The organism is Bradyrhizobium sp. CCBAU 53421 (assembly GCF_015291625.1).
Lineage (GTDB): Bacteria > Pseudomonadota > Alphaproteobacteria > Rhizobiales > Xanthobacteraceae > Bradyrhizobium.
The window spans coordinates 6,786,853-6,801,064 of record NZ_CP030047.1; the positions used below are offsets into that span (position 1 = coordinate 6,786,853).

The window sequence follows — 14,212 nt, forward strand, 5'->3', positions numbered from 1 at the left end:
CGCCGTCCGACGCTCAGCGTGCCGCCTGATCCCTCGGCTGCGCCCTGCTACCAGTCCTGCTGCGATTGCCAGTAGTACTGGCCGCCGCGGCGACGCGGATTGGCGGCTTGCGGGTTGCCGTAATACGGGGAACCGTACTGGGTCGGCGCTTGAGGATTGCCGTATTGAGGATAGCCGTATTGGGTGCCGGACTGGGGATTCCAGCTGCGCTGAGAGAAGAAGCCAAAACCGTCCCCGTCCCCGCTCGCCACCATGTCGTCGCCATCCATCGGCCGGGTCGGCTTGCGGGTGATGAAACCACCCTGGGGCTGGTTGCTCAGCACGGCGACGAACTCGGTGCGGTAGTTGGTCTCGGCGCTCAGCGGCTCGTCCGAGATGATGATCGACGAGCGCGGTACGGCGGTCGGCGCAATGCGATCCAGCACATCCTGCGGGATGGTGACGCGGTCGAGCGCATCTTTCGCGTTGTCGCCGTCGTCGATCGTGACTTCGGTCCAGCGCAGGCCGCCGTCGTTATTGCGCGCCATCGCCGTGAAGATATGCGTGCCGATCGGCCTGTCCGGATCGCGGATGGTGACGGGAACCTCGATGCTCGAGTCGAACACCTCGCCGCCGTCGGCCCATGGCTTATGGGTGTTGCGCCGGACGTAGAGCTTCTGCGTCGAGCGGCTGATGTAGACCGAGACCGGCTCGAGCGCGAGCTTCGCCTCGGTCGCCGCCTTCTGGGTATCGGCCTTCTTGGTCTCGGCCGCCTTGGCGGCGTCCTTCGCCGCTGCCGCGGCGTCGAGCTTCGGCTTCGCATCGCCCTGGGCCGCCTCGAACTGCGTCGCCGCTTCGGCGGCCTTGGCGGCAGCCTTCTGCTTCAGATCCTCGGCGCGCGCCTTGGCCTGATCGGTCTTGGCGTTGGCGAGCGTCTTGTCGGCGAACGCAAGCTCGGCGTCGGCACGGGTCTTTGCTTTCTCCAGCTTGCGCAGTGACGCCGGCGTGAACAGTGCAGCTTCCTTGGTCGCGGCCGCGGAAGCCTTCTTTGCCTCGTCGGCCACCTTGGCGGCATCCGCTGCCTCGCGGGCGAGTTTCTCGGCACGCGCCGGCGCCGCGGCGATAGCCTGGGCGTTCGGCACGAACAGCGCCGGATGGGTGAAATCCTCCGGGGCCGGGTCGTTCGGCGCGATGATCACCCGCATCCCGATCCGGGTCCTGTCGAACAGCTTCTCGGCAAAGTCATAGGGCATCCGCACGCAGCCGTGCGAGGCGGCATAGCCGGGCAGCGGGCCGCCATGCAGCGCGATGCCGTTCCAGGTGATGCGCTGCATATTCGGCATCCAGGCATCGTCATAAAGGGTCGAGTGGTGATCCTTGTCCTTCTCGATCAGGGCAAAGACGCCGGCCGGCGTTTCGCGTCCCTTGACGCCGCTCGACACCGGCGCGCGGTAGATCCAGCCGTCGGCGTCGTAGAAGGTCACCTTCTGGGCCTGGATCGACACGATCGCCATGATCGGCTCGCCCGCGGCGCGCGACGCGGTCGCCTCGACCGTTGCCGCAGGACGCTGCTGCTTTGCAGCGGCGCCGCCGGTCAATGACGCAAGTGTGACCATCGCTGCGAAAGTCACAAAGGCGGGAGGGCCCCAACGCCGCATCGCTCCGGTGATTTGCGCCGTCGTCGTACGATTTTCCATGCCATTCCTCGGTCGAAATGCCTGCCCGCGCTGCGCCGATCCGTACCAGATCGCGATTTTGGATTGATTAATCCCAGGGTCCATCAGCTCGTTCCAGCAGCAAATCACTCATATATGACGGCGCATGCATGAGGAAGGGTGCCGGGGGCCAAACCTGCCTGCATCATGCCGTTCGCCGCGTCTCCGGCATCACCAGCCAGATCACGAACAGCCCCAGCGCGGCGACGCCGGCGAGGCCCATGAAGGCGGTGCTGCTGCCGAGCTTGTCGCTGACATAGCCGGCCAGCACCGTGCTGAGCGACGCGCCGATCCCGACGGCGGTGCCGACGATGCCCTGCGCCAGGTTGAAATGGCCGCTGCCGAACGCCACGTCGGCCACGATCAGCGGCACCATGACGCTGAAGATCGCCGCGGTGATGCCGTCGAAGATCTGCACCATGACGAGCAGATAGGGATCCCTCACCGTTGCGAACAAAACGCCGCGGATCGCCAGCGAAGCGAAGGCCAGCAGGAGCAATGGCCGCCGGCCCAAAGCCTGCGCCTTGCGGCCGACCGACGGCGAGCACAACGCGACGATCGCCTGCGGCACAATGATGCAGGCCGCTATCAGGACCGGCGCCCATTGGCTCGACCGCGCAGTGACCACGCCCGCCATCAGCGGCAGCATCGCGGCATTGGCCAGCTGGAACAGCATCATCGCGCCGGCAAAGATCAGGAGTGTGCGGTGCCGCACCAGCGTGAAGACGCTGGTGGCGCGCTTGTCGGGAACCTCACGCTTCACCTCACCATGAGCCTGCGCGATGTCGATCTCGCGCTCGCGGATCCGTGCCAGTGACAGCAGCGTCGGGATCGCCAGGATGAAGGTCACGAGGAACACGGAACGGCTCGACAAGAAATAGCCGCAGGCGCCCATCAGCGCCGCGGCGGAGCCGCTGCCGAGCGAGGCAAAGCGTGCATTGCGGCCGAGCCGCTCGCCGATCGCCAGCGGCCCGACCAGGCCGAGGCTGATCGCGGCGATTGCCGGACCCAGCACGCAGCTCGCGAGCGCGTGCAGTGTCGCGGCAAGCGTCACCACGGGAAAGATCGGCCACAGCGCGTAGGCCAGCGCGCTGGCGCCGATGGCGGCGACCGCGCAGCCCGCCACGACCCGCTCGGAGCGCGCCGCATCGACGATCGCGCCGCCGGGCATCTGGCCCAAGAGGCCGATGATGCCGCCGATCGAGAGCACGAAGCCGATCTCGACCTGGGTCCATTTCTGCGTCGTCAGATAGACCGCGATGAACGGGCCGAAGCCGGTCTGCACGTCGGCCAGGAAGAAGATGAACCAGTCGAGCCCGCGCTGGCTTTCGCGCGACGGCCCGCGCGGCTGCTCCTGATTGGGCTGGTTGGGAACAATTGACACAACGTTGGTGCCGCCGGCAGATCGCTCGCCACGATCGTCGCCAACCGTCTCGAAGGAAGAGTTCGGACGCGCGACCAGCTTTTGCCCCCTAATGTTCGTAATCCCATGGATGGAGATTGCCGGCCGCGCCGAGCACGATCAGCGGCGTATCTTCCTTGTATTCCGGCGCAGCGCTCACCTGCTGCTTGTTCAGGTCCAGCGTGATGCTGTCGCTCTTGCTGGAAACGCCGGCAAAGCGCAGCGCGTTCCAGTCGACCACGATCTTACGGCTGCCGACGCCGAGAAAGCCGCCGAAATCGATCACCGCAGCGCGGACCTTGCCGTCGCGGTCGACGATGACGTCGACGATCCGCCCCATGTCCTCATTGGCGGAACTGCGCACGTCGCGGCCGAGAATGCCGTGCGCATCGCGCGCGCCGATCACGGTCACCGAGGGTGGCGGCGACAGCTCCTTGGACGATTCTTTGGACGGCTCCTTGGCCTGCTCCTTCGGTGGCGCAGAGGCGACGGGCGGCGCAGGCGTTGCAGGCGGCGCCTGGATTGCTGGCGGCGCCTGCGCCGCCGGTGGCGCTGGTGTTGGCGACGGCGATTCATCCTCGGCGGCGCGAACACCGGCGCATGTCAGCAGCACCGCTGCGGCCAGCATCACCATGATCCTCAAACGCATCCTACTCTCCCCACGATTTCCTGGCGCGCGCCTGCCGTGCGACGACGCTCAATGCGTCAGCACGATCGATACCTGGATCTGGCCGCGCGTGCGCAACACCTCGAGTGACACCTCGTCGCCGTGGCGGCGCAGCCGCAGATCGACGCTGGATGCGCCGAGCCTGAGGTCGCGCAGCACCACGTTGTTGAGGAACTCCGGCAGCCGCGGATCACGCAAGCGTATCTCGCCGCGTGCGATATCGAACTCGAGGCCAAGCGCGGCCTCCAGCAGCGTGAACGGCGTCGCGCTGGCCCAGGCCTGCGGTGCGCAAGCGACGGGATAGAGCACCGGGCCGCGCCGGCGCTCGCGGCGGAAGCCGCAGAACAGCTCGGGCAGCCGCCGCAGCTCCATATAGCTCGCGGCATCGAACAGGCCCTTGAACAGATGCGCGACCGAATGCTTCAGCCCGTAGCGGGCAAATCCGAGTGCGATCAGCGCATTGTCATGCGGCCAGATCGAGCCGTCGTGATAGGACATCGGGTTGTAGCGCGCCTCGCCCGTGGCGACGGTGCGGATGCCCCAGCCCGAGAAGAATTTCTGACTCATCAGGTCGGCGGCGACCCGGCGCGCGCGGTCCTCCCGCACCATGCCGGAAAACAGGGCTTGTCCGGCATTCGACGTCCGCACCTTGCACGGCCGCTTGGCGCCGTCGAGCGCGAGCGCGTAGGTGCCGAGCTCCTCGCACCAGAACGCCGCCTCGAACCGCTCGCGCAGCCGCTCGGCCTCGGCTTCGAGCTTGGCGGCCTTGTCCGCGAAACCGAGCTGGCGGGCCGCGCGCGCGGCCAGCTGCTTGCCCGCGAACACATAGGCCTGCACTTCGCAGAGCGCGATATTGCCCTCGGCGAGCGTTCCGTCGGCGTGGAAGATCGCGTCGAACGAGTCCTTCCAGCCCTGATTGCGCAGCCCTTCATCGGTCGCGCGCTGGTACTCAATGAAACCGTCGCGATCGGGATCGCCGGGGCCGTCGATCCATTGCAATCCGGCCTCGACCGCCGGCCACAGCTCGCGCAACGTCTCCACATCGCCGGTGCGCTCCAGATAGAGTCCGGCGAGCAGCACGAACAGCGGGGTCGAATCGACGCTGCCGTAGTAATGCGCGAACGGCACCTCGCGCAGCGCGGCCATCTCGCCGCCGCGCATCTCGTGCAGGATCTTGCCCGGCGCCGCATCGGACAGCGGGTCGACCGCCTTGGCCTGGAACAGCGCAAGCCGCTTCAGCACGCCCCTGGCGATCCGCGGATCGAGCCACAGCATCTGCAGCGCGGTAATCAGCCCGTCGCGGCCGAATGTCGTCGAATACCAGGGAATGCCGGCATAGGGATACCGGCCCTGCGGCGTCTCCGTCATCAGCATGTTGAGGTCGGCCATCGCCTGGCACAGCACCTCGTTGAAGATGTTGTTCGAGGTCTCGATGCTGGCGGCACCGGCCGACGAATTCCGCATCTCGCGGCGATGCGCCAAGAGCCCGCGGAAGAACGGCACCGGCTTCTGCATGATCGGCTTGTTGCAGGACACCGCGACGAACAGCGAGGTGACCTGCCCCGGCTCCAGATCGAAATGATAGGTCGCGGCGTTGACCGACAGCCGCGTCGGCCGCGGATCGAAATGCAGCGCAGTGATCCGGGTCTGCTCGTCGAGGCCGCAATATTCCAGCACGACGTCGGTCGGGCCGAGCAATTTGCTCGAGCCGATGCCGCGCCTCGGCCGCCGCTCGCCGCGCACCTCGAACAGGTCGGCGAAATCATTGTCGAACAGCAGCGTGAGATCGAAGCTCGCGGCTTGATCGCCGTGGTTCTGCAGCCCGATGCGCTGATACGCGGTGCCGCGCCACAGGAAGATCGAGCGCACGATGTGCAGCGTGTCCTTCTGCAAGGTCAGGTGGCCGTCGCGATAGACGTCGGAATTGGTGAGATCGACCGTCAGCGCCGAATTGTCGTCGCGCATATTGGAGCCGAGCAGCAGCGGCTGCACGTCCTCCAGCACCATTTCCAGCCGCGCGAGGTAGCGCGTGTCGGCGTTGAACAGGCCGTCCGGCCCGCCGGCCGAGGCGCCGATATCGCCATGGCTGTCGAGCACGATGAAGGTGTCGTCATGCTTGAGCGAGCGCCGCGGCCGCGCCGCGGGCCCGGTCATCGGAATGTAGAACGGCGATTCGGCGACGTGCTCAGTGATGCGAGCAGTGATGATCTGCGTAACGACGTCAGCTGCCATCTGAACCTCTGGCGACTTTTATTGGCCGTTTCCTGACTCGAACGAACGCACTGGAACGCAAGAACAGGTCTGATGACGCGGGGTCAGGCCGCGCTGGTGGAGAGGCGGCCCATCTCGCGCGCGACCAGGTCGCGGTAGGGACCCCTGCCCTTCACGAGGATATCGGGCGGACCGTCCTCGACAATCCGGCCGCCCTGCAGCACGACCACGCGGTCGAAGCTGCGCAGCGTCGCGAGGCGGTGCGCGATCGCCACCACCGTACGCCCGCGCATCAGGCGCGACAACGCCTCGCGGATCGCCTCCTCGGAGTCCGCATCGAGCGCCGCGGTGGCCTCGTCGAGCAGCAGGATCGGCGCATCCTTCAGGAAGGCGCGCGCGATCGCGATCCGCTGGCGCTGACCGCCGGAGACCTTGACGCCGCGATCGCCGACGATGGTGTTCATGCCCTCGGGCAGGCTTTCGATGAAGTCGCAGCGCGCCGCGATCGCTGCCCGCAGCACCTCGTCGTCGGTGGCGTCCGGCCGGCCGTAACGGATGTTCTCCAGGATCGAACGGTGGAACAGCGAGATGTCCTGCGGCACCACCGAGATCGCCGCGCGCAGGCTGAGCTGGGTGACGCGGGAGATGTCCTGGCCGTCGACTGTGATGTTGCCCTGCTCGACGTCGTAGAAGCGCTGCAGAAGGGTAAACAGTGTTGACTTGCCGCCGCCGGACTGGCCGACCAGGCCGACCCGCTGACCGGGCTGGATGCGCAGGCTGAAGCGCTCGAACACCTGCAGGCCACCAGGATAGCGGAACGAGACATTGTTGAAGGCGATCGCGGCGCCGCTCTTCACCAGCACCTCGGCTTCCGGATGGTCCTTCAGCTCGTGCGGCTGCAACAGCGTTGCCAACGCCTCGGTAAGGCGGGCGACATGCTGGGTGACGTCGACCAGCGCGACGGCGAGATCGCGGGTGGCGCTGAGGATCGAGATGCCGAGCGTGCAGACCAGCACGACATCGCCGGTGGTGGCCTGGCCCTGCTGCCAGAGCGAGAGCGCCCAGGCCAGCATCGCGATCGTCAGAATGACCGTCACGGCGGCGTGAACGAGGCGGAGCTTTTCGAGGTAACGCAGGGAACGACCGCGCGCGACGAGTTCCCGATTGACGGTCGCGTCGAAGCGGTCGTGCTCGTAGCCGAGGCCGCAGAATGCGCGCACCAGCGGCAGGTTGTTGATAACGTCGACCATTTCGCCGTCCACGGCCGCGGCCCGGTTGGCGAAATCGTCATGCAGCGGCCTGCCGGCGGCGGCCATGCGGAACATCGCCACCACCATGGTTCCCGCGATCAGGATCAGCACAGCTGACATTGTCACGCTGACGGTTCCAACCAGGGTGATCGCGGCGAAGGTCGCGATGCAAGGCGGCAACACGTTCCATACGAACATGTTCTCGACGGTGAAGACCGCGTTCGAGGTTGCGGTGATCCGGCTGGTCAGCATGCCCGGCAGCCGGTCCGTGAAATAGCTCGGCGCATGGCCGGTGAGATGGCGGAACATGTCGCGGCGCAGATCGCCGGTGACGCTGACAAAGGTGTAGCTCGCGGTCCAGCTCGCGATCCGCCACATGAGGTTGTCGGCTGCGATCAGCGACATGAGCAGAGCGAATGCCAGCCATACGCCATTCGCGGCCGACGGTCCGGCCGACAACGCGTCGACCAGATTCTTCACGCCATACTGCGTGCCTACCGAGCAGGCAACCGCCGCGACGACGGTCGACAAGATCACAGCATGCGACGGAAGCCGCCGGCGCAGATAGCGCAGCACAAAAGGAAAGGGACGGTGCGCGTATCCTGACAGATGGTCCATGACGTCCTGCAAAAGCTGTTGAAGGTGAACGAGAAAATTTTAGTCGAAGCTCTCGTGCACGATGACGTGAAGGGCGGCGGTGGGATTCCTCGATGCCGCCATCACTGCGCAACAATTTTGCAACGCTGGCGTCGGCAAAAACGTGTTGGAGCGAGATGGCATCAGCAAGACCACAGTGTGATGGAAGAAAGAAGCGGGAATTCACACACCCATAAGGAACCTCGCACGTGCGAGAACGTTCCCGTCTTCGGCATGTCAGTGCCATCACAGGGCTGAGGGGTCTGGTTCATCCACATTACAAACAGGAGACGGAGAAATGCGCATCGCGCAGGTTGCCCCGCTGACGGAGGCTGTTCCCCCCAAGCTCTACGGCGGCACCGAACGGGTCGTGCACTGGCTGACCGAAGAACTTGTAACACTTGGACATGACGTGACGTTGTTCGCCAGTGGCGATTCACAGACCTCCGCGAAGCTCGATGCGACCTGGCCGAAGGCACTGCGGCTCGACGGCTCCGTCCGCGACCCCAATGCGCTGCACATGGTGATGCTGGAGCGCGTGCGGCAGAAGGCCGACGATGACGAGTTCGACTTCCTGCACTGTCATCTCGACTATTATCCGTGGTCGCTGTTCGCGCGGCAGCCGACGCCGTTCGTGACCACGCTGCACGGACGGCTCGACCTGCCGGAGCATCAGCCGGTCTTCAACACCTTCTCCAGGATCCCGGTGATCTCGATCTCCAACGCGCAGCGGCGGCCGGTGCCGCAGGCACACTGGGTGCGCACCATCCATCACGGCCTGCCGGAGAATCTGCTGACGCCGCAACCGGCCAAGCAGTCCTATCTCGCGGTGCTCGGACGCATCGCGCCGGAGAAGGGCGTCGATCGCGCGATCAAGATCGCGACCCGCTGCGGCATTCCGCTGAAGATCGCCGCCAAGGTCGATCGCGCCGACCAGGAATATTACGACGAGTTGATCAAGCCGCTGATCACCAACAATCCGCTGGTCGAGTTCATCGGCGAGATCAGCGACCGCGAGAAGCCGGACTTTCTCAGCGGCGCGATCGGGTTGCTGGTTCCAATCGACTGGCCCGAGCCGTTCGGCCTCGTGATGATCGAGGCGATGGCCTGCGGCACGCCCGTCATCGCCTACAACCGCGGCTCGGTGCCCGAGATCATCGAGGATGGCCTGACCGGCTTCATCGTCGAGGACGAGATCAGCGCGATCTCCTCGGTCGGCCGGCTTTCGACGCTCAACCGCGATGCGATCCGCAAGCAGTTCGAGACCCGCTTCACCGCACGCCGCATGGCGCTCGACTACCTCGCCGCCTATCGCAGCCTGATGGAAGCCAAGCCGCGCTTCAAGCTGGTGGCGAGCGCGGAATAGCCGTTGCAGCGGCCGATCGAATGATCCGGCGGGCCGGCCGGCACTATCTGTGCCGATCCGTTGGGTCATTCGATTGTCAATAATGCCGTCGTATCCTACGGCAACTCCTACGCAGCGAAGCTGCTCACACGGGTGCGCCGCGCGATTGCTGCGACGCACCGTGGCAACGCGTGTCCCCATGAGCGCGGCCGATATCGCCTTTGCGATTGGCGAATTACGTGCTCTTATGCGCCCCGCTTGAGCAAAAAATAATAAGCGCGCGGACGGAGCAACCGTGCCGCGGCCGCACAGGGGGAACGCCATGACAGGGGACCGGAAGCCGTCGGCCATTAATAATGCCCCGCCAACCAAAGCCTCGTGGAGGAGGCTGACCCGCCGTAAATTCCTGGCCAAGACCGGCGGCGCGCTCGCGGCCAGCGCATTCGGCGCCGTCCCAATGCGCGGCTGGGCCGCCGACCCGATCAATATCGGCGCGCTCTATCCGAGCACGGGCAGCATGGCGCAGATCGGCATCGGCTGCGTTGCAGCGGCGAAGCTCGCGGTCGACATGGTCAACGAAGCCGGCGGCATCAAGTCGCTCGGCGGCGCCAAGCTCAACCTGATCGTCTCCGACGTGCAGAGCGACACCACGGTGACGCGCACCGAGACCGATCGTCTCATCACCGGCAACAAGCTGTCGGCGATCCATGGCTGCTACGCCAGCGCGCTGACCCTGATCGCAAGCGAGGTCTGCGAGCGCGCCCGGGTTCCGATCATCACCGGATCGAGCTCCGACCAGCTCAACAAGGGACGCAGCTACACGTTCACGCCGTTCGCGCGCGCCTCGCAATTCGCCAAGGCGCAATTGCAGATGGCCAAGCTGGTCAGCGAGCAGGCCAAGATCGCCGTCATCTTCGAGAACACCGCGTTCGGCACCTCGACCTCGAACGGGCTGAAGGAGCTGGCGCCCAGCGAAGGCGTCGAGATCGTGATGTTCGAGCCCTACTCGGCCGGTTTCACCGATGCCAGCCCGCTGATCAACAAGGTCAAGGCGTCCGGCGCCAACACGCTGTTCTCGCTGTCGTATCTCAACGACCTGATCCTGATCGTGCGCACCGTGAAGCAGGTCGGCCTCGACATCGCGATCAATGGCGGCTCGGGCGGCTTCGTGATGCCGGATTTCTACAAGAATGTCGGCAAGGCGGCCGAGGGCCTGCAGGGGGTCGCGCACTGGAACCACGACGTCAACGAGGATGCGCAGAAGGTCAACGCCGAATTCAAGAAGCGCACCGGCGAGTTCGCGTTCGAATATGCCGGCGGCCTGGTCGCGCAGACCTTCATGCTGGCCGACGCGCTGGAGCGCGCCGCCTCCGCCGATCCGAAGAAGGTGCGCGAAGCGCTGTCGACGCTCGACGTCTCCTCGGGCTTTGCTGCGATGGCGCCCGGCGGCAAGGTGAAGTTTGGCTCCGACGGCAAGAACGTCTATGGCCGTCCGGTCGGCGTGCAGTGGCAGAATGCCGACCTCGCCAGTATCTTCCCCAAGGAAGACGCCCGCGCCCCGCTGATGAAGACCTGAACCACGGTCGCATCGCATGTGGGAGACACTGGCCCAGGCTGTGATCAACGGCCTGCTCATCGGCGGCATCTACGCGCTGGTCAGCATCGGCGTCACGCTGATCTTCGGCGTGGTCAAGATCGTCAATTTCGCCCAGGGCGAGTTCGTGATGATCGGGATGTATATCTCGTTCTTCCTCGCCACCCAGTTCGGCATCGATCCGCTGGTCTCGCTGGTGGTCTCGATGCCGGTACTGTTCCTCGCCGGTGTCCTGATCCAGCACTTCCTGATCCGCAGGGTGCTGGGGCCGAACGACATGCCGCAGATCTTCCTGACCTTCGCGCTGTCGCTATTGCTGCTCAATCTCTCGCTGATGCTGTTCAGCGCCAACTACCGCACGGTCCACACGTCCTATTCGGATGAAGCGTGGCACATCGGCGGGCTGTACATTCCAGTGGCAAAACTGATCGCGTTTGCGGTCGCGATGGCGCTCAGCGGGCTGCTCTGGGTCTTCCTGCACACCACCGATCTCGGCCGCGCCATGCGCGCGGCGTCGCAGAACCGCGATGTGGCGATGCTGATGGGGATCAATCCCAACCGCGTGTTCGCGGTCGCGTTCGGCACCGCACTGGCGCTTGCCGGTGCCGCCGGCTCGCTCTTGATGCCGTTCTATTCGGCCTATCCATTCGTCGGCCAGGTGTTCGTGCTGATGGCGTTCGTCGCGGTCGTGATGGGCACGCTCGGCAATGTGATGGGCGCGCTGGTCGCGAGCCTGATGATGGGCGTCGCGGAATCACTCGGTATCCAGTTCGTCGGCGCGGACTCCGGCCTGATCGTGGTGTTCGCGCTGCTGCTGCTGACGCTTGCCTTCAGGCCGAGCGGGCTCGGCGCCAGGAGGGGCCGGTGATGCAGACCTCCGGCAACATGAAATGGCTGTGGCTCGCGATCGGGGCCGTCGTGATGCTGGCCCTGCCCCAGCTCGTCACCTCGTCGTTCGCGATCGACATCTTCATCCGCATCCTGCTGTTCTCCTTCATCGGCGTCGCCTGGAACCTGATGGGCGGCTATGCCAAGCAGCTGTCGCTTGGGCACGCCGCCTATTTCGGGCTCGGCGCCTACACCTCGACCATCATGCAGGTGAACTACGGCATCTCGCCCTGGATCGGGATGATCGCGGGCGGCGTGGTGGCGATGCTGGCGAGCCTGCCGATCGGCTGGCTGTGCTTCCGCCTGCGTGGGCCCTATTTCACCATCGCCACCATCGCGACCGCCCAGGTGCTGATGCTGATCTTCCTCAAATTCCGCGACTTCGCCTGGGGCGCCGAAGGCACCACGATCCCGAACCTCGGCAGCGCGCCGCTGATGATGCAGTTCGAGGAGAAGTCGTCCTATTACTACGTCGTGCTCGGCCTGCTCGTCGTCGGCCTCTGGATCACCCACAAGATCGAGACATCCCGGATCGGATATTACCTCGTTGCGATCGGCGAGGACGAGGACGCTGCCGAGGCGATCGGCGTCAACGCGCCGAAGGTCAAGCGCGACATCTATATGATCAGCGCGTTCCTGACCGCGCTCGCCGGTACCTTCTACACCCAGTACATCTACTTCATCGATCCTGCGACCGCGTTCAGCTTCAACGTCTCGATCGAGGCGGCGCTGGTGTCGATCGTCGGCGGCATCGGCACGCTGTGGGGGCCGGTGATCGGCACCGTGCTGCTGGAGACCACCTCGGCGCTGCTGCAAAGCTGGCTCGGCAGTTCGGTCGGTGGCATCCAGCTCACCGTCTACAGCCTGATCCTGATGGCGGTGATCCTGTGGCGGCCGACCGGGCTGATCGGGTTCGCGACCGATATCTATCACCGCACCATCCGGCGCAAGCCGGCGCGCGCCTGAGGTCACGGCGATGGCAGAAGCACTGGTCATCAAGGGTCTCAGCAAGCGCTTCGGCGGCCTGCGCGCGGTGCAGGACGTCAGCTTCACGGTGCAGGAGAACGAGACGGTCGCGCTGATCGGGCCGAACGGCGCCGGCAAGACCACGAGCTTTCATTTGATCACGGGATTTCACCGGCCGGACTCCGGTTCGGTGCGCGCCTTCGGTCACGAGGTCGTGGGGCTCAAGCCGCACGACGTCTGCGCGCTCGGCATGGCGCGCACCTTCCAGGTGGCAAAGCCGTTCGGCGCGATGACGGTGCTCGACAATGTGATGATCGGCGCCTTCCTGCGCGACCGCCACGTCGCCGCCGCCCGCGACAAGGCGCGCGACGCGATCGAGTTCGTCGGCCTCGGCGCCAGGGAGCAGACCCCCGCGAAGGACCTCACCACCATCGACCAACGCCGGCTGGAGATGGCGCGCGCGCTGGCGACGCAACCCAAGATCCTGCTGCTCGACGAGGTGATGGCCGGCCTCAACCCGGCCGAGATCGACCAGGCGGTGGCGTTGGTGAAGAAACTCTCGGCCAGCGGCCTGACCATCGTGATCGTCGAGCACGTGATGCGCGCGATCATGGCGGTGGCCCGTCACATCGTGGTGCTCGACCACGGCCAGAAGATAGCCGAGGGCGCCCCGAAGGAGATCGTGGAGAATCCGGAAGTGATCCGCGCCTATCTCGGCTCCTACGTGCATCCGCCGGCGCCAGGGGACGCCCATGCTTGAGCTCTCCCGTGTCAGCGCCAGCTACGGCTCGGTCCCCGCCATCACCGATGTCAGCATCTCCATCGGCGAGGGCGAAGCCGTCGGCCTGCTGGGCGCCAACGGCGCCGGCAAGAGCACGACGCTGCGCGCCGTCTCCGGCCTCGTCAAGCTGTTCGCCGGCAAGGTCACCTTCGACGGCGTCGATCTCGCGACGCTGCCGCCCTACCGGATCCCCGAACTCGGCATCGCACACGTCCCGGAAGGCCGCCAGGTGTTCCCGGAGATGACGGTGCAGGAGAATCTCGAGATCGGCGCCTATACGCCGAAGGCCAAGGCCGATCGCGCGCGCACGATGGAGCTCGTCTACAGCATCTTCCCGCGGCTCGCCGACCGCAGGAAACAGCTCGCCGGCACCATGAGCGGCGGCGAACAGCAGATGGTCGCGGTCGGCCGCGGATTGATGCTTAAGCCCCGCCTGCTGATGCTGGACGAGCCGTCGCTCGGCCTCGCCCCCGTGATGACCGACGTCACCTTCGAGAAGATCGGCGAGATCCACAAGATGGGCACCGCGATCCTGCTGGTCGAGCAGAATGTCAGCCGCGCGCTGTCGCTGGTGCAGCGCGCCTATGTGCTGGAGAGCGGCAACGTGATCATGCAGGGCTCGAGCGCGGAGCTCGCGGGCAACAAACAGGTGCAGGCGGCGTATCTCGGGATATGAGCGCGCCTTATCAACCCGTCATCCTGAGGTGCGAGCCTTGCGGCGCAATTGCGCCGCTGGGCGAGCCTCGAAGGATGAATCGGCCACCGGCCGGGCCGTCGA

At 65.6% G+C, this 14,212-nt stretch carries 11 protein-coding genes; 6 read left to right on the plus strand and 5 right to left on the minus strand.

What is annotated here, in order from left to right:
- Positions 1–47 precede the first annotated feature (47 nt).
- The 5 genes from XH92_RS31960 to XH92_RS31980 all read right to left on the minus strand — a co-directional run bounded on the left by XH92_RS31960 (position 48) and on the right by XH92_RS31980 (position 7,842).
- Positions 48–1,676 (minus strand): L,D-transpeptidase, encoded by a 1,629-nt coding sequence (locus XH92_RS31960; protein ID WP_194455686.1) that lies wholly within the window; start codon positions 1,674–1,676, stop codon positions 48–50.
- 163 nt (positions 1,677–1,839) lie between these two features.
- The gene (locus XH92_RS31965; protein ID WP_194455687.1) at positions 1,840–3,078 is read right to left on the minus strand and encodes an MFS transporter; all 1,239 of its coding nucleotides are present in this window, start codon (positions 3,076–3,078) and stop codon (positions 1,840–1,842) included.
- 88 nt (positions 3,079–3,166) lie between these two features.
- Positions 3,167–3,745, minus strand: a complete 579-nt coding sequence (locus XH92_RS31970; RefSeq protein ID WP_246787768.1) for a PRC-barrel domain-containing protein — start codon at positions 3,743–3,745, stop codon at positions 3,167–3,169.
- A gap of 48 nt (positions 3,746–3,793) precedes the next feature.
- Positions 3,794–5,995: an amylo-alpha-1,6-glucosidase gene (locus XH92_RS31975; protein WP_194455688.1), complete on the minus strand. Its 2,202-nt coding sequence runs from the start codon at positions 5,993–5,995 to the stop codon at positions 3,794–3,796.
- An 83-nt stretch (positions 5,996–6,078) separates the two neighbouring features.
- Complete coding sequence (locus tag XH92_RS31980; protein ID WP_194455689.1) at positions 6,079–7,842, minus strand: ABC transporter ATP-binding protein; 1,764 nt, start codon at positions 7,840–7,842, stop codon at positions 6,079–6,081.
- Between the two features lie 316 nt (positions 7,843–8,158).
- Between XH92_RS31980 and XH92_RS31985 the strand changes: the two genes are divergently transcribed.
- The 6 genes from XH92_RS31985 (at position 8,159) to XH92_RS32010 (ending at position 14,110) form a co-directional block, all read left to right on the plus strand.
- Positions 8,159–9,226 (plus strand): glycosyltransferase family 4 protein, encoded by a 1,068-nt coding sequence (locus tag XH92_RS31985; RefSeq protein WP_194455690.1) that lies wholly within the window; start codon positions 8,159–8,161, stop codon positions 9,224–9,226.
- 301 nt (positions 9,227–9,527) lie between these two features.
- A complete protein-coding gene (locus tag XH92_RS31990; protein WP_194455691.1) occupies positions 9,528–10,781 on the plus strand; it encodes an ABC transporter substrate-binding protein in 1,254 nt (417 codons plus the stop codon).
- Positions 10,782–10,797: 16 nt separating this feature from the next.
- Positions 10,798–11,667, plus strand: coding sequence for a branched-chain amino acid ABC transporter permease (locus XH92_RS31995; protein WP_092124918.1), 870 nt, complete (start codon positions 10,798–10,800; stop codon positions 11,665–11,667).
- Positions 11,667–12,653 carry a branched-chain amino acid ABC transporter permease gene (locus tag XH92_RS32000; protein WP_194461515.1) on the plus strand — a complete coding sequence of 329 codons (987 nt, stop codon included), beginning with the start codon at positions 11,667–11,669 and terminating at the stop codon, positions 12,651–12,653. Before XH92_RS31995 ends, XH92_RS32000 begins: the two co-directional genes overlap by 1 nt.
- A 10-nt stretch (positions 12,654–12,663) precedes the next feature.
- A complete protein-coding gene (locus tag XH92_RS32005; RefSeq protein WP_194455692.1) occupies positions 12,664–13,413 on the plus strand; it encodes an ABC transporter ATP-binding protein in 750 nt (249 codons plus the stop codon).
- Positions 13,406–14,110, plus strand: coding sequence for an ABC transporter ATP-binding protein (locus tag XH92_RS32010; RefSeq protein ID WP_194455693.1), 705 nt, complete (start codon positions 13,406–13,408; stop codon positions 14,108–14,110). The genes XH92_RS32005 and XH92_RS32010 overlap by 8 nt, the downstream gene beginning before the upstream one ends.
- Positions 14,111–14,212: the final 102 nt, after the last annotated feature.